At 70.4% G+C, this 20,790-nt stretch carries 21 protein-coding genes and 1 pseudogene; 5 read left to right on the top strand and 17 right to left on the bottom strand.

Annotation, left to right across the window (positions count from 1 at the left end):
• Window positions 1–127 precede the first annotated feature (127 nt).
• Window positions 128–889 carry a DUF4232 domain-containing protein gene (locus FB157_RS36060; RefSeq protein WP_145884929.1) on the top strand — a complete coding sequence of 254 codons (762 nt, stop codon included), beginning with the start codon at window positions 128–130 and terminating at the stop codon, window positions 887–889.
• Window positions 890–968: 79 nt separating this feature from the next.
• Here the strand turns inward: FB157_RS36060 and FB157_RS36065 are convergent, their stop codons facing one another.
• Complete coding sequence (locus tag FB157_RS36065; RefSeq protein WP_145884930.1) at window positions 969–1,322, bottom strand: DUF805 domain-containing protein; 354 nt, start codon at window positions 1,320–1,322, stop codon at window positions 969–971.
• Window positions 1,323–1,586: 264 nt separating this feature from the next.
• Window positions 1,587–2,579, bottom strand: a complete 993-nt coding sequence (gene hemB, locus FB157_RS36070; protein WP_145884931.1) for a porphobilinogen synthase — start codon at window positions 2,577–2,579, stop codon at window positions 1,587–1,589.
• Between the two features lie 148 nt (window positions 2,580–2,727).
• Between hemB and FB157_RS36075 the strand changes: the two genes are divergently transcribed.
• The gene (locus FB157_RS36075; RefSeq protein ID WP_261386756.1) at window positions 2,728–3,039 is read left to right on the top strand and encodes a phospholipase D-like domain-containing protein; all 312 of its coding nucleotides are present in this window, start codon (window positions 2,728–2,730) and stop codon (window positions 3,037–3,039) included.
• Between the two features lie 38 nt (window positions 3,040–3,077).
• Here FB157_RS36075 and FB157_RS36080 read toward each other — a convergent pair whose 3' ends face one another.
• The 5 genes from FB157_RS36080 to FB157_RS36100 all read right to left on the bottom strand — a co-directional run bounded on the left by FB157_RS36080 (window position 3,078) and on the right by FB157_RS36100 (window position 8,774).
• Window positions 3,078–4,787, bottom strand: coding sequence for a uroporphyrinogen-III synthase (locus FB157_RS36080; protein WP_145884932.1), 1,710 nt, complete (start codon window positions 4,785–4,787; stop codon window positions 3,078–3,080).
• Window positions 4,784–5,779, bottom strand: a complete 996-nt coding sequence (hemC, locus tag FB157_RS36085; protein ID WP_145884933.1) for a hydroxymethylbilane synthase — start codon at window positions 5,777–5,779, stop codon at window positions 4,784–4,786. Before hemC ends, FB157_RS36080 begins: the two co-directional genes overlap by 4 nt.
• Complete coding sequence (locus FB157_RS36090; RefSeq protein WP_145884934.1) at window positions 5,776–7,476, bottom strand: glutamyl-tRNA reductase; 1,701 nt, start codon at window positions 7,474–7,476, stop codon at window positions 5,776–5,778. Before FB157_RS36090 ends, hemC begins: the two co-directional genes overlap by 4 nt.
• On the bottom strand, window positions 7,473–8,246 hold the full coding sequence (locus tag FB157_RS36095; protein WP_145884935.1) for a redox-sensing transcriptional repressor Rex: 774 nt from the start codon (window positions 8,244–8,246) through the stop codon (window positions 7,473–7,475). Before FB157_RS36095 ends, FB157_RS36090 begins: the two co-directional genes overlap by 4 nt.
• A 246-nt stretch (window positions 8,247–8,492) precedes the next feature.
• Window positions 8,493–8,774: a glutaredoxin family protein gene (locus tag FB157_RS36100; protein ID WP_145884936.1), complete on the bottom strand. Its 282-nt coding sequence runs from the start codon at window positions 8,772–8,774 to the stop codon at window positions 8,493–8,495.
• Between the two features lie 94 nt (window positions 8,775–8,868).
• On the opposite strand from FB157_RS36100, the gene FB157_RS36105 reads away from it, so the two are divergent.
• From FB157_RS36105 to FB157_RS36115, 3 genes are all read left to right on the top strand, one after another.
• Window positions 8,869–9,807: an HAD family phosphatase gene (locus tag FB157_RS36105; protein ID WP_145884937.1), complete on the top strand. Its 939-nt coding sequence runs from the start codon at window positions 8,869–8,871 to the stop codon at window positions 9,805–9,807.
• Between the two features lie 437 nt (window positions 9,808–10,244).
• A complete protein-coding gene (locus tag FB157_RS36110; protein WP_145884938.1) occupies window positions 10,245–11,027 on the top strand; it encodes an ECF subfamily RNA polymerase sigma factor, BldN family in 783 nt (260 codons plus the stop codon).
• A gap of 246 nt (window positions 11,028–11,273) precedes the next feature.
• On the top strand, window positions 11,274–12,503 hold the full coding sequence (locus FB157_RS36115) for a DUF5667 domain-containing protein (protein WP_145884939.1): 1,230 nt from the start codon (window positions 11,274–11,276) through the stop codon (window positions 12,501–12,503).
• A gap of 68 nt (window positions 12,504–12,571) precedes the next feature.
• Here FB157_RS36115 and FB157_RS36120 read toward each other — a convergent pair.
• The 10 genes and pseudogenes from FB157_RS36120 to FB157_RS36165 all read right to left on the bottom strand — a co-directional run.
• Window positions 12,572–12,817, bottom strand: a pseudogene (locus FB157_RS36120) (glycerol acyltransferase); the annotation flags it as partial.
• A gap of 89 nt (window positions 12,818–12,906) precedes the next feature.
• Complete coding sequence (locus FB157_RS36125) at window positions 12,907–13,962, bottom strand: lysophospholipid acyltransferase family protein (RefSeq protein WP_145884940.1); 1,056 nt, start codon at window positions 13,960–13,962, stop codon at window positions 12,907–12,909.
• A 14-nt stretch (window positions 13,963–13,976) separates the two neighbouring features.
• Window positions 13,977–15,038 carry an NAD-dependent epimerase/dehydratase family protein gene (locus tag FB157_RS36130; RefSeq protein ID WP_145884941.1) on the bottom strand — a complete coding sequence of 354 codons (1,062 nt, stop codon included), beginning with the start codon at window positions 15,036–15,038 and terminating at the stop codon, window positions 13,977–13,979.
• Window positions 15,039–15,244: 206 nt separating this feature from the next.
• Window positions 15,245–15,343: a 30S ribosomal protein bS22 gene (locus tag FB157_RS36135; RefSeq protein ID WP_003948845.1), complete on the bottom strand. Its 99-nt coding sequence runs from the start codon at window positions 15,341–15,343 to the stop codon at window positions 15,245–15,247.
• A gap of 133 nt (window positions 15,344–15,476) precedes the next feature.
• A complete protein-coding gene (locus FB157_RS36140; RefSeq protein ID WP_004984898.1) occupies window positions 15,477–15,689 on the bottom strand; it encodes a helix-turn-helix domain-containing protein in 213 nt (70 codons plus the stop codon).
• A 129-nt stretch (window positions 15,690–15,818) separates the two neighbouring features.
• Window positions 15,819–16,634, bottom strand: coding sequence for a phosphatase (locus FB157_RS36145; protein ID WP_145884942.1), 816 nt, complete (start codon window positions 16,632–16,634; stop codon window positions 15,819–15,821).
• Window positions 16,635–16,796: 162 nt separating this feature from the next.
• Window positions 16,797–17,969 (bottom strand): acetoin utilization protein AcuC, encoded by a 1,173-nt coding sequence (locus FB157_RS36150; RefSeq protein WP_145884943.1) that lies wholly within the window; start codon window positions 17,967–17,969, stop codon window positions 16,797–16,799.
• Window positions 17,920–19,128 (bottom strand): MFS transporter, encoded by a 1,209-nt coding sequence (locus FB157_RS36155; protein ID WP_145884944.1) that lies wholly within the window; start codon window positions 19,126–19,128, stop codon window positions 17,920–17,922. Before FB157_RS36155 ends, FB157_RS36150 begins: the two co-directional genes overlap by 50 nt.
• Window positions 19,129–19,210: 82 nt before the next feature.
• Complete coding sequence (locus FB157_RS36160; RefSeq protein WP_145884945.1) at window positions 19,211–19,942, bottom strand: VC0807 family protein; 732 nt, start codon at window positions 19,940–19,942, stop codon at window positions 19,211–19,213.
• Window positions 19,943–20,035: 93 nt separating this feature from the next.
• Window positions 20,036–20,680 (bottom strand): HAD family phosphatase, encoded by a 645-nt coding sequence (locus FB157_RS36165; RefSeq protein ID WP_145884946.1) that lies wholly within the window; start codon window positions 20,678–20,680, stop codon window positions 20,036–20,038.
• Window positions 20,681–20,790 lie beyond the last annotated feature (110 nt).

Raw genomic sequence — 20,790 nt, forward strand, 5'->3', positions numbered from 1 at the left:
AGCTCAGAGCCTATGCGGGCATTCCAGCGTCCCTGGTCCTCCGCCGGGTGTGGCAGGCGGGACGGACCGCCCCACAAGCTGTGGCCATCCAAGCACGCCACCACTCGGCCAAGAGAAGAGACCAGCCATGCGCACCCGTCGTACCCACCTGTTCGCGGTCACCGGAGTCGCCCTCACCGCGCTCGCCCTCACGGCGTGCGGCAGCGGCACGGGGACGAGGGACGAAGGTGCCTCGAAGACCTCCTTCACGGAGGCCCCGGCCACGGGCGGCAAGGGCACCGTGGTCCCGGCCTCCGGCAAATCGACGGACTCGGGCTCCGCTTCGGGCTCGTCGGGCTCCGCCAACGGCTCCTCCGGCTCCGCCAACGGCTCCTCGACGTCGTCGGGCTCGGGATCCTCCGGTTCCCCGGGCTCGTCGTCCGCCGGCTCGGGCCGCTCCTCGGACCCGTGGGACCCGAAGAACCGCGTCCTGTGCAACGGGTCCAACACCAAGGTCACCGCGCAGCCGGTGTCCCGACCGCTCAACCACATGATCATCACGGTCAGGAACACCGGCTCGAAGTACTGCGACCTGACCTACTTCCCCATCCTGCGCTTCGACGAGATGCAGTGGGTGCCGCAGGCCGACGAGGAGACCCACCCGCAGGCCGTGACGACCCTCGCGCCCGGCGAGTCCGGGTACGCGGCCGTCCTGCTCTCCGCCGCCGACGGCAGCGGCGAGGGCGGCACGACGGGCCACAAGCTGGTGGTCGGCTTCCAGGGGAAGACCCCCAACAGCAGCGGCGGCGCCTCCGCGACCCCGGCGCTGCCCGCGAAGGGCGTGTACTACGACAGCTCGCTGAAGGTCACGTACTGGCAGCACGACCTGGACGACATCGCCGGCTGGTGAACCGTCGAGGCCGCCCGGGCGACTGCCCGGGCGGCCTCGGTGTGCGGTCGCCGGACGACGGACGGCGACGCGCGGGGCGTTACGCGAACGCCGGGACTTCCTTCGGGTTCGGGCCGTACTTGTTCGCGCCCGCCTGGCTGTCCGAGCAGTAGAAGACCAGCAGGACGATGGAGCCGATCAGCGGCACGATCCCGAAGAGGATCCACCAGCCGGAGCGGCCCGTGTCGTGCAGTCGGCGCACCGTGACGCCCAGGGCCGGCAGCAGGAAGACCACGGCGAGGCCGACGATGTAGGGCGCGTGGGCCGCCGCGGCGGCGACGGCCAGCGCGACGTAGATGATCCACGCGAACAGCATGAACAGCCAGTACTCCTTGCGGCGCGCGCGACCGCTGAACACTGCGTACTTCTTCAGAGCCTCGACGAACCAGCTCATGGCAACCCCCCAGGGATCGACGTTCGGACCCTCCGGAACGGATCAGGCCAGGCGCAGAGATTAGGGGTTTGACGAGGGCGCGTCATTCGCGTTGCGGCACGTCCGGAACATCGCATTCGGGACAGGTCGGTACATGATCACCGACCGTTCCCCGCACGGCCGCCGGACGTTACCGGAACCGAGTTCGTTCCGTTTCCGAACAGCGGCCGCACCGAGTCCGGTCCGCCACCCTTTCGGAACCGGAACGATCTCGAACCGTGTCCGTCAGCGCAGCTTCTGCGCCACTTCGGTCGCCCAGTAGGTGAGGATGTTCCGCGCTCCGGCGCGCTTGATGCCGGTCAGGGTCTCGAAGATGGCCCGGTCACGGTCCACCCAGCCCTTCTCTGCGGCCGCCTCGACCATCGAGTACTCGCCGGAGATCTGGTAGGCGGCGACCGGGACGTCCACGCTGTCGGCGACCCGGGCCAGGATGTCGAGGTAGGGACCGGCCGGCTTGACCATCACCATGTCGGCACCCTCGGCCAGGTCCAGCTCCAGCTCCCGCAGGGACTCGCGCCAGTTGGCGGGGTCCTGCTGGTACGTCTTGCGGTCGCCCTGCAGCGAGGAGGCGACGGCCTCCCGGAAGGGGCCGTAGAAGGCGGAGGAGTACTTGGCGGTGTAGGCGAGGATCGCGACGTCCTCGCGGCCGATCTGGTCCAGGGCGTCGCGGATGACCCCGATCTGACCGTCCATCATGCCGCTGGGGCCGACCACATGGGCGCCGGCGTCGGCCTGCACCTGAGCCATCTCGGCGTACCGCTCCAGGGTGGCGTCGTTGTCGACCCGCCCCTCGGCGTCGAGGACACCGCAGTGCCCGTGGTCGATGGTCTCGTCCAGGCACACGTCGGACATGACGAGCAGGTCGTCGCCGACCTCGGCGCGCACATCGCGGATGGCGACCTGGAGGATCCCGTCCGGATCGGTCCCCGGAGTGCCGAGCGCGTCCTTCTTGCTCTCCTCCGGCACGCCGAACAGCATGATCCCGGAGATCCCGGCCTCCACCGCCTCGGCGGCCGCCTTCTTCAGGCTGTCGCGGGTGTGCTGGACGACGCCGGGCATGGCCGCGATCGGCACGGGCTCGCTGATGCCCTCGCGGACGAAGGCGGGGAGGATGAAGTCGGCCGGGTGCAGCCGGGTCTCGGCGACCATTCGGCGCATGACGGGGGTGGTGCGCAGCCGCCGGGGACGCGTACCGGGGAAGGATCCGTACTTCGTCATGGCTTCTACGCTACGCCCGGGCGCGGGCTCCTCTTGCCGACGGCTTGTCGACCGGCGCCGGGCCTGGGCGCAGGCCGGCAGGAGGAGCCCGCGCTCAGGACGCGGAGTGCCGCCAGGCGAGGACGGTCGGCTTGGGGCCAGGGCGGGCGTGGCGGTACGCGTGGTCCTGGAGAACCCGTCCAGTTACTCCAGCCAGGTCTCCGCCATCAAGTCCGCGGGCGGCAAGGTCGTGGGCTACTCCGATCCCAACGGCCTCTACATCCACGCCAAGGCGATGGTCGTCGACTACGGCCTCTCCACCCAGGAAGTGGAAGCAGGCTCCATGAACATCAGCAGCAACTCCCTGAGCAACAACCGGGAGCTCGGCATCATCCTCACCGGCACAGGCGTGGCCCAGCCGGTGGCCTCCACGATCGAGACGACGTTCGACAGCGACTACGCGGGAGGCACCGCGGCGTGACAAACCGGGGTTCCAGGGGGCCGCAGCCCCCTGGAACCTCAGGTCGTCGTACGGCGCCTGCGCGCCCCGGGACGCCGCTCGCTCGGCCGGGTCACCGGGTCCCCCGCCTCCAGGGCGGCAGCCCTCCGCTTGAGACCGAAGTCGGCCAGCGCTTCCGCCAGCTTCAGCACGGACGGCTCCGGAGCCATGACATCGACCCGCAGCCCGTGCTCCTCGGCCGTCTTCGCCGTGGCCGGACCGATGCACGCGATCACGGTGACGTTGTGCGGCTTGCCCGCGATACCCACCAGGTTCCGGACAGTCGAGGACGACGTGAAGAGAACGGCGTCGAAGCCACCCCCCTTGATCGCCTCCCGCGTGTCCGCCGGCGGCGGCGAGGCCCGCACGGTCCGGTAGGCCGTGACGTCGTCGACCTCCCAGCCCAGCTCGATGAGCCCGGCGACCAGGGTCTCGGTGGCGATGTCGGCACGGGGCAGGAAGACGCGGTCGATCGGGTCGAAGACCGGGTCGTAGGGCGGCCAGTCCTCCAGCAGACCGGCGGCCGACTGCTCCCCCGAAGGCACCAGATCCGGCTTCACACCGAAGTCGACCAGCGCCTTGGCCGTCTGCTCACCCACCGCGGCCACCTTGATGCCCGCGAAGGCCCGGGCGTCGAGCCCGTACTCCTCGAACTTCTCCCGCACGGCCTTGACCGCGTTCACCGAGGTGAAGGCGATCCACTCGTACCGCCCGGTGACGAGCCCCTTCACGGCCCGCTCCATCTGCTGGGGCGTCCGCGGCGGCTCGACGGCGATCGTCGGCACCTCGTGCGGCACCGCGCCGTAGGACCGCAGCTGGTCGGAGAGCGACGCCGCCTGCTCCTTCGTACGCGGCACGAGCACCTTCCAGCCGAACAGCGGCTTGGACTCGAACCACGACAGCTGGTCGCGCTGGGCGGCGGCGGAACGCTCGCCGACCACGGCTATCACCGGCCGGCCGCCGTCCGGCGACGGCAGCACCTTCGCCTGCTTCAGCGTCTGCGCGATGGTGCCGAGCGTCGCCGTCCAGGTCCGCTGACGGGTCGTCGTACCGGCGATCGTGACCGACATCGGGGTGTCCGGCTTGCGGCCCGCCGCCACCAGCTCGCCGGCGGCCGCCGCCACCGCGTCCAGCGTCACCGACACGACCACCGTGCCGTCGGAGGCGCCGACCTCCGTCCAGCAGCGGTCGGAGGCGGTACGGGCGTCCACGAACCGGACGTCCGTGCCCTGCGCGTCCCGCAGCGGCACACCGGCGTACGCGGGCACGCCGACCGCGGCCGCCACACCCGGTACGACCTCGAAGGGCACACCGGCGGCGGCGCAGGCGAGCATTTCCTCGGCCGCGTACGTATCTAGTCCCGGGTCCCCGGACACCGCACGGACGACCCGCCTGCCGCCCCGTGCGGCCTCCATGACAAGATGAGCGGCATCCCGGGCAGGGGACGGGACCGCAGCGGTTGTTGACGCGCCGTCAACGACCGTGAGCTGCGGCGTGCCCGAGCCCGGCGGCGACACCGAGGAGGAATCCCCGTCCGTTCGCACCACGGAGACGCCCTGCCGGGCGTGCGTCCGGATCACGTCGAGCACCTCGTGCTCGGCGATCAGGACGTCCGCGTTCGACAGTGCCTCCACTGCGCGCAGAGTCAGCAGTCCCGGATCCCCGGGTCCGGCACCGAGGAAGGTGACGTGCCCGTGTTCCGGACCGGCGGGAAGGGTGGTGGGGCTCACTGTGCTCGCTCCCCCATCAGACCGGCCGCACCCTGGGCGAGCATCTCGGTGGCGAGTTCGCGACCGAGTGCCACCGCCTGCTCATACGTCTGGGGCACGGGACCGGTGGTGGACAGCTGCACCGTACGGGTGCCGTCGGTGGTGCCGACGACGCCTCGCAGGCGCATTTCGTTGACAATCTGCGCGTCGGCCTGGGAGTCCCCCCGCTCGAGCGGAGCCGAGAGAGGGGGAAGGTCGGCCAGCGCGCCCACAGGGGCGCTGCAGCCGGCCTCCAGGGCGGCGAGCAGTGACCGTTCGGCGGTCACGGCGACCCGGGTGAACGGGTCGTCGAGCTCGCCGAGCGCCGCGATCAGGTCCGCGTTGTCCGCGGCACACTCGATCGCCAGGGCCCCCTGGCCGGGGGCGGGCAAAACCGTGTCGACCGACAGGAAGTCGGTCACCTCGTCGATCCGGCCGATCCGGTTCAGTCCGGCGGCGGCCAGTACGACGGCGTCCAGCTCGCCGTCGCGGACGTATCCGATCCGCGTGTCGACGTTGCCGCGGATCGCGACCGTCTCGATGTCCAGGCCGTGGGCGCGCGCGTATGCGTTCAGCTGCGCCATGCGGCGGGGGGAGCCGGTACCGATGCGGGCGCCCCGCGGGAGGTCCGTGAACTTCAGCGCGTCCCGGGCGACGATCACGTCCCGCGGGTCCTCGCGCTCGGGGACCGCGGCCAGGACCAGCTCGTCGGGCTGCGTGGTCGGCAGGTCCTTGAGCGAATGAACCGCGAAGTCCACCTCGCCCCTCAGCAGCGCGTCGCGCAGCGCCGTGACGAACACACCGGTGCCGCCGATCTGCGCGAGTGCCTCGCGGGAGACGTCGCCGTACGTGGTGATCTCGACCAGCTCGACGGGCCGGCCGGTCACCCGGCTCACGGCTTCCGCCACCTGCCCGGACTGGGCCATGGCGAGCTTGCTCCGCCTCGTCCCCAGTCGCAGTGCCTTCTCAGTCATGCCGGTCGGTCCTTCTTGTCTGTGCTGTCCTCGGCCCGGGAGACGGCGGCCACCGTCTCGGGGTCGAGGTCGAACAGGGTGCGCAGCGCGTCCGCGTACCCGGCGCCGCCGGGCTCGGCGGCGAGTTGCTTGACCCGTACCGTCGGCGCGTGCAGCAGCTTGTCGACGACCCGGTGCACGGCCTGCCGGATCTCACCGCGCTGGCGTTCGTCCAGGTCGGGCAGGCGGCCGTCGAGCCGCGCGATCTCACCGGCGACGACATCGGCGGCCATGGTGCGCAGCGCCACGACGGTCGGCGTGATGTGCGCCGCCCGCTGTGCCGCGCCGAAGGCCGCGACCTCGTCGGAGACGATACGCCGGACCTGGTCCACGTCGGCCGCCATCGGCGCGTCCGCGGACGCCTCGGCGAGGGACTCGATGTCCACCAGCCGCACCCCGGCCAGCCGGTGCACGGCCGCGTCGATGTCGCGGGGCATGGCGAGGTCGAGGAAGAACACGGCCGGGGCCGGCCGCGGGATGACGGCGGCCGGTTCCGGCTTGCGGCGCTCGGGGATACGGCCGACGGTCGCGGCCGTGGCGGCGAGCGCGGTGATCAGCTCGGCGTCGGCCTCGGGGCTGCGCCGGGCCGCCTCCCGCCGGTCCACGGTGCCGTTGTCGACCCAGGCCGCGTGCTGCTCCAGGGTGGCCGCGTCCATGCCCGCCACGGCGGCCTCGCCGAGCACGGAGAAGCCGGTGGCCCCCTGCACGGCGGCCAGGTCCAGCGGGCAGTTCTCCTCGGTGCCGACGCCGGTGGCAGGCAGCGCGGCCTTCACGGCCGTACGAGCGCCGTCGCCGAGGTCGGCCACGGGCTGTCCGGTGCGGCCCTCGACCGCCTTCGCGACCGCCTCGGCCGTCAGGACCAGGCCGGTGGCGCCGGTGCAGGAGACGACGATGTCGGCACGTGTCAGCTCGTCCGGCACGGCGTCCATCCGTACCGCACGGGCCGTCACCGTCGTGTCGTCCGCCTCGGTGAGGATCTGCGCGAGGCGCTCGGCGCGCTCGACGGTGCGGTTGGCGACGACGACCTCGGCCACCCCGGCACGCGCGAGCGTGGCGGCGGCCAGGGACGACATCGACCCGGCACCGATGACCAGGGCCCGGCGGCCCCCGGCCCATTCCTTGACGTCCCCGCCCGCGGCCAGCTGCTCCAGGCCGAAGGTGACCAGGGACTGGCCGGCCCGGTCGATGCCGGTCTCGGAGTGGGCCCGCTTGCCGACCCGCAGGGACTGCTGGAACAGGTCGTTCAGCAGCTTGCCGGCGGTGTGCAGCTCCTGGGCGCGGGCCAGGGAGTCCTTGATCTGCCCGAGGACCTGTCCCTCGCCGACGACCATCGAGTCCAGACCGCAGGCCACCGAGAACTGGTGGTGGACGGCCCGGTCCTCGTAGTGCACGTAGAGATACGGCGTCAGCTCCTCGAGGCCGACCCCGCTGTGCTGGGCGAGCAGTGTGGACAGCTCGGCGACACCGGCGTGGAACTTGTCCACGTCGGCGTACAGCTCGATGCGGTTGCAGGTGGCGAGCACCGCGGCCTCGGTGGCCGGCTCGGCGGCGACCGTGTCCTGGAGCAGCTTGACCTGGGCGTCCACGCTCAGCGCGGCCCGCTCCAGCACGCTGACCGGGGCGCTGCGGTGGCTCAGACCCACGACGAGGAGACTCATGCCGGCATCACGGCGGGTACGTCCCCGTCGGGCCCCTGGTCGGCGGAGTCGTCGGCGGCCGCGCCACGGGGAGCGGCCGCGGGCAGCGGGCCGCCCTCGGCGGTCTCCTCGCCGGCCTTGCGCTGCTCGTGGAAGGCGAGGATCTGCAGCTCGATGGAGAGGTCGACCTTGCGCACGTCGACGCCGTCCGGGACGGACAGCACGGTCGGCGCGAAGTTCAGGATGGAGGTCACCCCGGCGGCCACGAGCCGGTCACAGACCGGCTGGGCGGCACCGGCAGGGGTGGCGATGACGCCGATGGAGACCCCGTTGTCCTTGATGATCTTCTCGAGGTCGTCGGTGTGCTGGACAGGGATGCCCGCGACCGGCTTTCCGGCCATCGCCGGGTCGGCGTCGATCAGCGCGGCGACCCGGAAGCCACGGGAGGCGAAACCGCCGTAGTTGGCCAGGGCGGCGCCGAGATTACCGATACCGACGATGACAACCGGCCAGTCCTGGGTCAGGCCGAGTTCACGGGAGATCTGGTAGACGAGATACTCCACGTCGTAGCCGACACCGCGCGTTCCGTAGGAGCCCAGGTACGAGAAGTCTTTGCGCAGCTTGGCGGAGTTGACCCCCGCCGCAGCGGCCAGTTCCTCGGAGGAGACCGTGGGTACCGAGCGCTCCGACAGTGCGGTCAGGGCTCGGAGGTACAGCGGAAGCCGAGCGACGGTGGCCTCGGGAATCCCTCGGCTACGGGTCGCCGGTCGGTGTGTTCGGCCAGTTGCCACGGTGCTCCTGCGGGTTGAGCGGGGCTGCAGGCGGTCATACGTCCCCAGACCGCCCCGTCGACAGCAGGCTATGTCTTTGTGAACGCGTGCACAAAGATGGTGTCCGATTTGCCCGGCCAACGTGACCGGGGTCACGCGCGTCATCCCTGGGCCCTTCCTGGGGGCAAAACCGACACACTCCTCGTGAATCCCGCCCCCGAGACCAAACCGCCGTCGATCCTAAGGGACGTTCGGTGCGGTCTTGTACTAATCGGTCAGTTCCTTGCGGAGGCGGCCCTCGTCCACCCGCCAGAAGGTGTGCTGCCGGCCGTCGACCAGGACCACGGGGATCTGCTCCCAGTACTGGTCGTGGAGCTGCCGGTCCTGGGTGATGTCCTTCTGTTCCCAGGGGACGCCGAGTTCGCCGCAGACCTTCTCGATCACCGCCTGTGCGTCGTCGCACAGATGGCAGCCGGGCTTGCGGATGAGCGTGACCAGCCGCTCCTGCGGGGCGGCCTTACGCCGGAAGAGGGGACTCATGTCGGCCATTCTCGCGCTTCTTTAACGACGCGGACGCGGAGAGTTCACACCCTTCCAACCTCTCGACTCCGGAACCACCGAACAAACTGGCTATGCTCACGCCATGGCCGCTCTCGGATGGCTCACTCCCCGTAGGCGCTCCGCCACGGCGCGGAGCGTGTTGGCAGGCGAGGCCTCGGCGGAGGCCGCCCGCAAGTCCTCGCTGGAAGCGCAGGGGGCACAGGAGGCCACGCAGGCCGCCGAACAGGAACCGGAGTTCCCGGTGATCGGCGACGACCGGGCCGCCGCCTTCTTCGACCTCGACAACACCGTGATGCAGGGCGCCGCGCTGTTCCACTTCGGCCGGGGCCTGTACAAGCGGAAGTTCTTCGAGACCCGCGACCTGGCCAGGTTCGCCTGGCAGCAGGCCTGGTTCCGGCTGGCCGGCGTCGAGGACCCCGAGCACATGCAGGACGCCCGCGACTCCGCGCTCTCCATCGTCAAGGGCCACCGCGTCGCCGAACTGGAGACGATCGGCGAGGAGATCTACGACGAGTACATGGCCGACCGCATCTGGCCGGGCACCCGCGCCCTCGCGCAGGCCCACCTGGACGCGGGCCAGAAGGTGTGGCTGGTCACAGCCGCCCCCGTCGAGATCGCCCAGGTCATCGCCCGCCGCCTCGGCCTGACGGGCGCGCTCGGCACGGTGGCGGAGTCGGTCGACGGCGTCTACACGGGCAAGCTGGTGGGCGAACCGCTGCACGGCCCGGCCAAGGCGGAGGCGGTACGGGCGCTGGCCGCGGCGGAGGGCTTCGACCTCTCCCGCTGCGCCGCCTACAGCGACAGCCACAACGACATCCCCATGCTGTCCCTGGTCGGCCACCCCTACGCGATCAACCCCGACACCAAACTGCGCAAACACGCCCGCGAAAAGGACTGGCGCCTGCGCGACTACCGCACGGGCCGCAAGGCGGCGAAGGTGGGCATTCCGGCGGCGGCGGGCGTCGGAGCGGTCGCCGGTGGCACCGCGGCAGCGATCGCACTGAGCCGGCGTCGCCGGTAGTCCCGCCCGCGATCAGCGGGTGCTCGCCATAAAGCTGCAGGTCATCCCCGGCTGCCGGCCGGTCGTGGCCGCTCGCGCAGTTCCCCGCGCCCTTGGGGCACCCCTCGCCGCGCCCGGCCGTAACGCCGGGCCATTTGTCATGTACCCATGGGTGCCGAATCGTGTCGTCTGCCGCCGGATTATGCCCGCCTTTCCCCAACACGCCCCCCACTTCGCCGAAACCCGCCCTTTTCCGATCAACAACCGGACACTCTGCGGCACTTGAAGAGGCATCAACCGGTTACAGAAGCGACGCAATCGACGATTTGAGCAACTCGGTGTAGCAGTGCCTGCACGAAGCGTTATTCTCCTCAGACGCAAACCGGCACTCCTCCGTCGCTACGACGGGTGAACGTTCCGGTACTGCATGTGATGGAAGCTCTGCCTCTGGGAGTCCCGTGTACCCACACGTCGGGGTTGACGCCTCGGGCCTGGCTACGCTGCGCGCAAGTGTCGCGGCGGTCAAAGAGACGCTGCGCGGCCTCGTCCCCACCGCGTACGCCGTCCCCGCCTTCGCCACCGCCGCAGCACCCGTGGGCCCGTGCTACGCGCTGGCCGAGGGCAGTGCAGCCGTCGGCAGACGCGGTCGCACGTCCGGCGCCACGACCGCCCGCCGGCCGGCCGCCGACAGCGACAGCGCCCGGATGATGGACCTCGTGGAGCGCGCCCAGTCCGGCGAGGCCGAGGCCTTCGGACGGCTCTACGACCAGTACAGCGACACGGTGTACCGGTACATCTACTACCGGGTGGGCGGCAAGGCGACCGCCGAGGACCTCACCAGTGAGACCTTTCTGCGGGCGCTCCGGCGGATCGGCACCTTCACCTGGCAGGGCCGCGACTTCGGTGCCTGGCTGGTGACGATCGCCCGGAACCTCGTGGCGGACCACTTCAAGTCCAGCCGGTTCCGCCTGGAGGTCACCACCGGCGAGATGCTCGACGCCAACGAGGTCGAGCGCTCCCCGGAGGACTCCGTCCTGGAGTCCCTCTCCAACGCCGCGCTCCTCGACGCCGTACGCCGGCTCAACCCCCAGCAGCAGGAGTGCGTGACGCTCCGCTTCCTCCAGGGCCTCTCGGTCGCCGAGACCGCCCGGGTGATGGGCAAGAACGAGGGCGCCATCAAGACCCTCCAGTACCGAGCCGTGCGCACCCTCGCCCGGCTCCTGCCGGACGACGCCCGCTGACGTCCGCCACTCAGGGCGACGGCGGGCGGCATTCAACTCACGTTCCGTGAACGCCCGTTGCCAATCCGACCGGATCATCCGCCGTCCGTAACCCAAGTGCCGAGCCGCTCGTTGTGCGGGATACAGGCTCCCTGTGGTCACGTCCTGGCCGACCCTGATCGCTCGATCGTGTGGAAGTGGTCGTGGGCGTGCAACCCTCAGGACCCCCTGGGGAGTCGACGGTGATGACGAGAGGAGGTGCCGCCAGTGATCGCGAACGTATCGGCCCACCGGCGGGCGAACGCCTTCGCCCACGCCCTGGAGGAGCAGTCCGACCGGGACACGGCGGCCGAGCAGTCCGCAGCGGCGGCGGATCCGCCGCCGACCGCCGAGGAAGGGACCGGGCAACGCGAGTTGTTGGCCCTCGCGGCGGGTCTCGGCGCGCTGCCCAGGCCGAAGCTCGACCCCGAGGTCAAGGTCGTCCAGCGCGCCCAGCTGGTGGCCGCGATGGAGGCCATGCTCCAGGAGGGGACCGGGGCGGCGGGTGCGGCGGTGCCCGAGCAGCGCAGCCGCGGCCGAGGGGCGCACCGGGCGAGCCCGCTGGGCAAGCTGCGTCCGCGTTCGAGACTGACCAAGGGGCTCGCCGCGGGCGGGCTCAGCGTCGGTGTGGCCGCCGGAGCCTTCGGCGGGGTCGCCGCCGCGAGTTCCGACGCGCTGCCCGGCGACTCGCTGTACGGCCTCAAGCGCGGCATCGAGGACATCAAACTCAACTACATGAGCGACGGGGACGACGAGCGCGGCAAGACCTACCTCGACCAGGCCTCCACCCGGCTGAGCGAGGCCCGTCGGCTGATGGAGCGCGGCCGCGGCGGTCACCTCGACCACGAGTCCATCGGCGAGATCCGCCGCACCCTGTCCGGCATGCAGCAGGACGTGACCGAAGGCCACCGCCTGCTGCACGCGGCCTATGAGCGCGACCCCGGTTCCCTGGGCCCCATCCAGGCCCTGGACTCCTTCTCCCGGTCGCACCGCGAGGCCTGGAGCCTGCTCAGCGACAAGCTGCCGGTGCAGCTGGGAGACGTCAAGCAGCAGGTGTCGTCGGTGTTCGACGCCATAGACCAAGAGGTCGCCCCGCTGCAGTCCCTGCTCCCGCAGCCGCCGGCCCAGACCGGCGGGGGCACACGACAGGGCTCCGGCGCGGCGTCCACCGGCACCTCCGGCACGCACCGCGCGACCACACCCAGCTCCGGCAACACCCCCTCCTCCGGCAAGCACACGGGCGGCTCCGGCAGCCCCAGCGGCTCCGCCACGGGCGACAGCGGAGGCGGCCTGATCGGGGGCGACACGGGCGGTCTGCTCGACCCACCGAAGGTCGGCAACGACGGCGGCACCCCGTCCACCACCAAACCGCCGCTGCCCGAGCCGGACGTCACCCTCCCGCCGCTCCTCCCCGGCCTGCTGCCCGGCCTGGGCATCGACGGCGAGGACGCGAGCTAGCCCCACAGGAGAACAGCAGCGGGGGCGTCCCTTTCCGAGCAGGGGCGCCCCCCGCTGCCGTAGACCACTCAGAAGAACACCGACCGCCGCTGCACCAGCAACTTGTACAGCGTGTGCTGGATCTGCTCCCTGACCTGGTCAGTCAGGTTGAACATCAGCATCGGGTCCTCAGCCGCCTCCGGCGGATAACCGTCCGTCGCGATCGGCTCACCGAACTGGATCGTCCACTTGGTCGGCAGCGGAATCGCCCCGAGCGGCCCCAGCCACGGAAACGTCGGCGTCAGCGGGAAGTACGGGAAACCCAGCACCCGGGCAGCGACCCATTTACATTGCCGCCCTCGCGCCGCTCCGCGGGCTTCGCACGGCCGCGCCGGACTCCGTCCGCCGGCTTGCCCGGAGCGACTCAGAAGAACACCGACCGCCGCTGCACCAGCAACTTGTACAGCGTGTGCTGGATCTGCTCCCTGACCTGGTCAGTCAGGTTGAACATCAGCATCGGGTCCTCAGCCGCCTCCGGCGGATAACCGTCCGTCGCGATCGGCTCACCGAACTGGATCGTCCACTTGGTCGGCAACGGAATCGCCCCGAGCGGCCCCAGCCACGGAAACGTCGGCGTCAGCGGGAAATACGGGAAACCCAGCACCCGGGCCAGCGTCTTGGAGTTGCCGATCATCGGGTAGATCTCCTCGGCCCCGACGATCGAGCACGGAATGATCGGCGCGCCCTGCCGCAGCGCCGTGGAGACGAAACCACCCCGGCCGAACCGCTGCAGCTTGTACCGGTCACCGAACGGCTTCCCGATGCCCTTGAAGCCCTCCGGCATCACCCCGACCAGCTCCCCCTGCCCCAGCAGCCGTTCGGCGTCCTCGGCGCAGGCGAGGGTGTGCCCCAGCTTGCGGGCGAGTTCGTTGACCACCGGCAGGACGAAGACCAGGTCCGCCGCCAGGAGCCGCAGATGACGGTCCGCCGGGTGGTTGTCGTGCACGGCGACCTGCATCATCAGGCCGTCGAGCGGCAGGGTCCCGGAGTGGTTGGCGACGATCAGCGCCCCGCCCTCGGCCGGGATGTTCTCGATGCCCTTCACCTCGACCCGGAAGTACTTCTCGTACACCGGCCGCAGCAGCGACATCAGGACCTGGTCGGTCAGCTCCTCGTCGTAACCGAAGTCGTCGACCTCGTAGTCCCCGGTGAGCCGGCGGCGCAGGAAGGCCAGGCCGCTCGCGATGCGGCGGTCGAGCCCGCCGTCGTGCCGCGGCCCGGCAGGCGGCTGTTCCTCCCTGGTCACAGAGACATCATCCTGCTCGGCGGCCCTGGTGGGCAGGGGCTGGACCTCCCGGACCGGCGCGGGCTCCCCGACCGCGCCGCGCCTGCTGCCCGCGCTCCGGCGCCGTGAGGGCCGCTGGGCGGCGCTCCCACGGGACCGGTCGTCGTCGAACGGAATGACCTTGGCGTCCGCCATCGTTGCTGCGCTCCTCAGTTGGCGCTCTGCGTCGGAAGGTGCCCGCTGCCCTTCGCGGCAAGCGTGGCGATCCGGTCGACGGCCCCCGCGAGGGCCTCCGGCGGCAGCAGCCCGGGTCCCTGGCTGCGCGCGAAGTCCGCGAACGTCTCCGCCGTCGTGTACTTGGGCCGGAAGCCCAGCGTCTCGCGCATCTGGTCCGTGGCCACCACCCGGCCGTGGGTGAGCAACCGGATCTGCTCCGGCGAGAAGTCCGTCATGCCCAGCGTACGCACCAGGGAACCGGCCCAGGTGACCGCGGGAAGCAGCAGCGGCACGATGGGCCGCCCGAGCCGCCGCGAGCACTGCGACAGCAGCAGCACGCCGTCGCCGGCGATGTTGAAGGTGCCGCTGTTCAGGGTGCCCCGGCGCGGCTCGTGGGAGGCGATCCGCAGCACCTCGATGACGTCGTCCTCGTGCACGAACTGCAGCCGGGGGTCGTAGCCGAACACGGTCGGCAGGACCGGCAGCGCGAAGTACGAGGCGAGCGGGGTGTCCGCGGTCGGCCCGAGGATGTTGGCGAAGCGCAGCACGCACACGGCGACGTCCGGCCGCCGCCGCGCGAACCCGCGCACATACCCCTCGACCTCCACCGCGTCCTTCGCGAACCCGCCGCTCGGCAGCGACTTGGGCGGCATCGTCTCGGTGAACACGGCCGGATCCCGCGGCGCGGACCCGTACACGTTCGTACTGGACTTCACCACCAGCCGCTGCACGGTCGGCGACTTCTGACAGGCGCCCAGCAGCTGCATGGTGCCGATGACGTTGGTCTCCTTGACCGTGGCCCGGCTGCCGCTGCCCAGCGCGGTGCCGGTCACGTCCATGTGGACGACCGTGTCGGCGCCCGTCTCGGCCAGCACCCGGGCGATGGTGGGCTGTCTGATGTCAGCCTGGATGAAGTCCGCCCCGCCCAGATGGTGCGCCGGCGGCACCGCGTCCACGGCGATCACCCGATCCACCTCGGGGTCCCGCTGGATCCGCCGCACGAACCGGCCGCCCAGCTGTCGGGCCACTCCGGTGACGAGCACGACCTTTCCCAAGATCAGCGCCTTCCTTCCCGCGTTACCCGTGTGCGGCCAACCTAGCGGGTTGATGTTGCGCTGTGATGACCGCCCGATGCACGAGGTGACGAAAATTCCCCAATCGGAATATGCCGAGTACCCCTGCACCGGGTACCCCGGACATGACTGTGGCCCCCCGCCCTTTACGGACGGGGGGCCACAGGGACACGCTCTCGCGGCGCCGCTTACTTCTTGTTGCGGCGCTGAACGCGCGTGCGCTTGAGCAGCTTGCGGTGCTTCTTCTTGGCCATCCGCTTGCGCCGCTTCTTGATAACAGAGCCCACGACTACCCTCGCTCACTTCTCATCACTCGGTTGTTTGGGCGCCATGGGCCCACACGACCTACGAGGGGCTAGCCTACCCGTCCGAGCGCCGAGGTCGTAATCGAGGGGTCTTCCGGGGTTACCGGAGGCGTCGTCAGGCCGTCTCCACCCCCACATAACTCTCGCGAAGGTACTCGTGTACCGCTTGCTCCGGGACGCGGAAGGACCGCCCCACCCGGATCGCGGGCAGATGACCGCTGTGCACCAGTCGGTACACGGTCATCTTCGACACTCGCATCACCGAGGCAACCTCCGCCACGGTAAGGAACTGAACCTCGTTCAGAGGCCTCTCGCCAGCTGCAGCCATGACACACCTGAACCTTCCGCACTCGACGGCCACCGGCTTCCCCTTCCGGTGACTCTTCGTCGTTGCGTGCTCACTCCCCAATGTAGGGGCGGGTGATGCGAGTGGGGAAGAGGTGCACCCATCGGCGGCCTACTGTGACAGACACGCTCGATTGAGTACGTAGCGGGTAAGCGGCGAGTAGTAACTAGACCGCACAGCGTCATCAACCGGAACGGCGACGGACACGACCCCCTCCGCCTCCCCCACAAAGAGCGCAGGGTCATCCGTATCCGCGAGACCAATGGCCTCAAACCCCAGCTGACCTGCCCCGCAGACCCAGCCGTGGTCACCGATCACCAGCTCGGGCAGCGGCCCGCCGGCGTCGGCGGCGGCCGCCAGGGCGACCCGAACCGGCAGGGGTGAATGACAGTGAACACCCGGCTCACAACCGGGGCGCTCGCCCTCCGGTTCTCGCACCAAGGCAACACCTCGTACGTAGTCCAGGCGGTACGTACGTAGACCGAACCGGGTCAATATGTCGACACAGCGACCCTGCGCCGGGGTGAGCACCTCACACCCCGCCGCCGACAGAGCGTCCGCCAAGCCGCCGTAGAAGCCGAGCAGCCGATGCGGATGTCCGGTCCCGAGCAGCACCGGCGCCCCCCGCCGGGCCGCACTCCCGACCCGCTCCGCGAAGGCGTCCAACGCGGCGAGAGTCCGCCCGGGATCGATCACATCCGGCCCGGACGTGTGCCGGGGATCGGCCGAGACCCCACACCTCTCGGCCATCAGAGCCAGCAACTCCCCCGGACCCCAGAACCGTTCGGGATCGATTCCGATCAACACCCGCGGATCCCGGGCAGCGAAGAGCCGGTAGCTGCGAAGACTGTCCTCCCGGGAGGTGCCCACCTCTCCGGCCATCCGGACAGCCAGCAGATGCGCGCGGAGGGCATCGGCGGTCAACACGGGTGCGATGGTGACTCATCGGTGGGTGACACCGCGCTCGGAACGACGAAAGACCGCACGGTCGGCGTAACCGGATCTTTGTTGGGCGCCTATTCAACTCGCGAGTCGGGCGGTGGGTGGGCATGGGCCGGGGGGGGTCAGGGGGGGCGGGAGCCCCCCTGGTCACGGCAACAGCCCCCGCGTCGGAAACACCGCCCGCCGAGTAGCCAGCACAGCCTGATCAAGCCGATCCGCAGGGTCGTACCCCGACTCCCAGGAAGCAAAGGACACCGGCCACCGCCCATCGGTCATCCGCTGCGGAGCCAACTGCCGGGTCCGGGCGAACACTTCCTGCCGCCACCCTTCGGGAATCATCGCCTCGGGAGCGACCTCCCGCCCCGCGGCGATCCCCACCAGATGCGTCCAGGACCGCGGCACCACCTCCACCACCGCGTACCCACCGCCCCCCAGGGCGACCCACCTCCCGTCCGCGTACTCGTGCGCCAGCTCGTGACAGGCCACCTGCACGGCCCGCTGCGCATCCAACGACACGGCGAGGTGGGCCAGCGGATCCTCGAAGTGCGTGTCGGCCCCGTGCTGCGAAACGATCACCTGCGGCCGGAACGACGCGAGCAGTTCCGGCACCACGGCGTGAAACGCCCGCACCCACCCCGCGTCCCCGGTCCCCGCCGGCAGCGCCACGTTGACCGCGGCGCCCTCGCCCGCCCCGGCCCCGGTCTCCTCCGGCCACCCGGTCTGCGGGAACAACGTACGGGGATGCTCGTGCAGCGAGATCGTGAGAACCCGTGGATCCTCCCAGAACGCGGCCTGCACCCCGTCCCCGTGATGCACGTCGACATCTACATAGGCGACCCGCTCGGCCCCCAGCTCCAGCAACCGCGCGATCGCGAGCGACGCGTCGTTGTAGACACAGAACCCCGACGCACCGCCCGGCATCGCATGATGCAGCCCTCCGGCGAAGTTCACGGCGTGCAGCGCGTCCCCCCGCCACACCGCTTCCGCGGCCCCCACCGACTGCCCCGCGATCAGCGCGGACACCTCGTGCATCCCGGCGAAGGCGGGATCGTCCAGCGTGCCCAGCCCGTACGCCCCCTGCGCCGAGCCCGGATCCGCCGACGCGGCCTTCACGGCACGGATGTAGTCCTCCCGGTGGACCAGCCGCAAGGTCGACTCCCCGGCCGGCTTCGCCGCGACGACCTCCAGCTCCCGGTCGAGCCCGAAGGCGCCCACCAGTTTCCGGGTCAGCTCCAGCCGGACCGGATCCATCGGATGGTCCGGGCCGAAGTCATAGCCCGTTACTGCCTCGTCCCACATCAGCTGTGCGCGGCCGCTCATGCCCGCCACCGTATCGGTCCGGTTGAGCCCCGAACGACCTGGCGTACACCAACGTCACCAGCACCAACACCATCGGCACCAGCATGGCGCCCCGGTAGCTCCAGGCGTCCCCGAGCGCCCCCACGAGCGGCGAACCGATCAGGAACCCGACGTAGTTGAAGATGTTGAGCCGGGCGATCGCAGCGTCCGAAGCCCCCGGGAACAACCGCCCCGCCGCCGCGAACGTCTGCGGCACCAGCACACACAGCCCCAGCCCCAGCAGGGTGAACCCGAGCATCCCGAGCCACGCGTCCGGCGCCACGGACACCACCGCGAACCCTCCGGCCGCCACCAGCGCCCCGAGCCGTACGACCGCGGCCGCCCCGAACCGCCGTACCCCGAGGTCCCCGATGGCCCGCCCGGCCAGCGTGGTCACCATGTACACGTTGTACGGCACCGTCGCCAGCTGTTCCGAGCTCCCGAGCACGTCCTTCAGGTACTTCGCGCTCCAGTTGGAGACCGTCGAGTCCCCGATGTAGGCGAAGGTCATCACCAGACACAGCGGCAGCAGCAGCTTGAAGACGACCGTGCCACCGCCCTGTTCCTCCGCCACCGGCGCCGCGTCCCCGTCGACGTACCACCGGCTCCCGACCAGCGTCGCCGGCAGCAGCACGGCCACCACCGGCAGATACGACACCCACAGCGCGAGGTGCCAGTGCGCCCCGGCCCAGGCGAGCGAGGCCCCGACGATCCCGCCCAGGCTGTAGGCGGCGTGGAAGCTCAGCATGATGCTGCGCCCGTACGTGCGCTGCAGGCTCACCCCGAGCATGTTCATGGAGGCGTCCAGCGCCCCCACGGCCAGCCCGAACGCGGCCAGGGCGAGCCCCACCTCGGCCATCACCCCGCCCGCCCCGACCCCGAGCAGCGCCAGCAGCACCACCGGCTGGGACCAGCGCAGCAGCCGGCTGGGCCGTATTCGCCTGACCAGCTGCTCGGTCGTCACGCTGCCGACCCCGGCGAGGATCGGGACGGCGGCCAGGAAGACCGGGAGCAGTGCGTCGGAGATGCCGTACCGGTCCTGGATCGCCGGGATGCGCGTCACCAGCAGCGCGAAGGTGGCACCCTGCGCGAAGAAGCTGAACGCCAGCGAGGCCCTGCCGCGCCGCAGCACATCAGTCATGGCGGCGAGCGTAGGGCCCCGGGCTACCTGTGGGTAGATCCAGCCAAAGATGAATTTCCTTCAGCTTTACCCGAGCGGAGGATCAGGCGGCGACGGCGACCTCCGGCGCCTCGGCCCGGCCGGCCTCGACCTCGGCGGCCAGCATCTTCTCCATCGGATCGATGGCCAGGCCACCACTGATCACGATGGCGATCCCCATCGCCCCGAGCATGATGACCGTACCGAGCCACACCATGGTGTCCACGGGGATGGTGTACGCGCCCACGACCCGCACGACGCACTCGGCCAGCAGCGCCAGGCCCCAGACGACGGAGAACGCCCGCTCCTTGCTCCGGAAGGCCGCGGAGCCGGCCACCGCCCCGGACATCAGCCGTTCCCAGGCGGCCTCCTTGGCCGCGTCCCCCTTCACCAGAAAGGGCTTCATGCCGGCCGTCATCATCGGCCTTCCGAGCCGGACGGAGACCAGGATCCCGATGGCGACCGTGCTACTGATCCCGCTGTCCTTGGCGAGCATCAGCCGCGGGTCGCCGGAGACGAAGCTCAGCAGCAGCGAGACGACGTTGACGACCAGGATGAGCCCGGCCAGGCCGTTGACCTTCCGCTCCCTCGTCAGGCTCCACAGGGTCCGCACCGCCGGGACCACGCTGCTCCAGGCGAGCGCGGCGAAGGTGCTCATCCCGAAACCGTCCTTGAACAGGTAGTACGAGCCGAGCGGCACCGCCACGTCCAGGAGCAGTGGCTTGAAGTTGTCGAGCACGCTCGGGTTCTGCTTCCGGTCGTCGCTGCGGCCCTGGATCCCCGTGTTCTTCGTCATGCCCTCAGCTTCGCTGCCGGGAGGGGTCCGCCAGTAGGCACGAACGTCCGGAGGTCAGCATGACAAATGTCAGCACCGAGCCGATGGCTCGGGTCACACCAGCAGGTCAGCCAACTCCCCCATGCTGGAGAAGAGTTGGTTCGCGCCGGTGAGCCGGTCGGCCGGCGTCATCGCGGTGTACCCGTACACGTCCATCCCGGCCGCCACGGCCGCCTGCACGCCCAGTGGAGAGTCCTCGACGACGGCACACCGATCCGGGGCGACACCCATCCGTTCGGCCGCGTAGAGGAAGAGATCGGGCGCCGGCTTGCCGCGCCCCACATCCTGCGAACTGAAGATCCTCTCCTCGTCGAACCACCGGTCGAGTCCGGTGGTCCGGTGCCCCACCCGGATCCGTTCATGACTCCCGGAGGAGGCGACGCAGTACGGCACCCCGTCCGCGACCAGCTTCTCCAGCACGACATCGGCGCCCGCCACGGGCTTCAACTCCCGCTCGAACGCGGCGAACACCCGTGCGTGGAAGACATCGTCGAAGTCCTCGGGCAGCCGCTGCCCGGTCCGCTCCAGGACCAGCTCGTGAATCCGGTGCATCGCCGACCCCATGTAGTCCCGGATGGAGTCCTCGTACGACGTCGGGTGCCCCAACTCGGTCAGATAGGCGGCCAGGTGCCGGTTGGATATCGGCTCGCTGTCCACGAGGACACCGTCGTTGTCGAAGATGATCAGGTCGTAGCGCATACCTCGACCCTAAAGGACCCGGAACGCAGAAAACCCCCGCATCCGAAGATGCGGGGGTTTTCTCAAAATTTGTTCGGCGGCGTCCTACTCTCCCACAGGGTCCCCCCTGC

This window comes from Streptomyces sp. BK340 (genome assembly GCF_007827595.1).
Classification (GTDB): domain Bacteria; phylum Actinomycetota; class Actinomycetes; order Streptomycetales; family Streptomycetaceae; genus Streptomyces.

What these genes read in the sequence shown, in the direction of transcription:
- FB157_RS36105 (WP_145884937.1), top strand. Translation starts at nt 8,869, where the DNA reads ATGGCCGCTCTCGGATGGCTCACTCCCCGTAGGCGCTCCGCCACGGCG.
- hemB (WP_145884931.1), bottom strand. Translation starts at nt 2,579, where the DNA reads ATGACGAAGTACGGATCCTTCCCCGGTACGCGTCCCCGGCGGCTGCGC.
- FB157_RS36090 (WP_145884934.1), bottom strand. Translation starts at nt 7,476, where the DNA reads ATGAGTCTCCTCGTCGTGGGTCTGAGCCACCGCAGCGCCCCGGTCAGC.
- FB157_RS36165 (WP_145884946.1), bottom strand. Translation starts at nt 20,680, where the DNA reads ATGCGCTACGACCTGATCATCTTCGACAACGACGGTGTCCTCGTGGAC.
- FB157_RS36065 (WP_145884930.1), bottom strand. Translation starts at nt 1,322, where the DNA reads ATGAGCTGGTTCGTCGAGGCTCTGAAGAAGTACGCAGTGTTCAGCGGT.
- hemC (WP_145884933.1), bottom strand. Translation starts at nt 5,779, where the DNA reads ATGACTGAGAAGGCACTGCGACTGGGGACGAGGCGGAGCAAGCTCGCC.
- FB157_RS36100 (WP_145884936.1), bottom strand. Translation starts at nt 8,774, where the DNA reads ATGGCCGACATGAGTCCCCTCTTCCGGCGTAAGGCCGCCCCGCAGGAG.
- FB157_RS36140 (WP_004984898.1), bottom strand. Translation starts at nt 15,689, where the DNA reads ATGGCTGCAGCTGGCGAGAGGCCTCTGAACGAGGTTCAGTTCCTTACC.
- FB157_RS36150 (WP_145884943.1), bottom strand. Translation starts at nt 17,969, where the DNA reads ATGAGCGGCCGCGCACAGCTGATGTGGGACGAGGCAGTAACGGGCTAT.
- FB157_RS36125 (WP_145884940.1), bottom strand. Translation starts at nt 13,962, where the DNA reads ATGGCGGACGCCAAGGTCATTCCGTTCGACGACGACCGGTCCCGTGGG.
- FB157_RS36060 (WP_145884929.1), top strand. Translation starts at nt 128, where the DNA reads ATGCGCACCCGTCGTACCCACCTGTTCGCGGTCACCGGAGTCGCCCTC.
- FB157_RS36155 (WP_145884944.1), bottom strand. Translation starts at nt 19,128, where the DNA reads ATGACTGATGTGCTGCGGCGCGGCAGGGCCTCGCTGGCGTTCAGCTTC.
- FB157_RS36160 (WP_145884945.1), bottom strand. Translation starts at nt 19,942, where the DNA reads ATGACGAAGAACACGGGGATCCAGGGCCGCAGCGACGACCGGAAGCAG.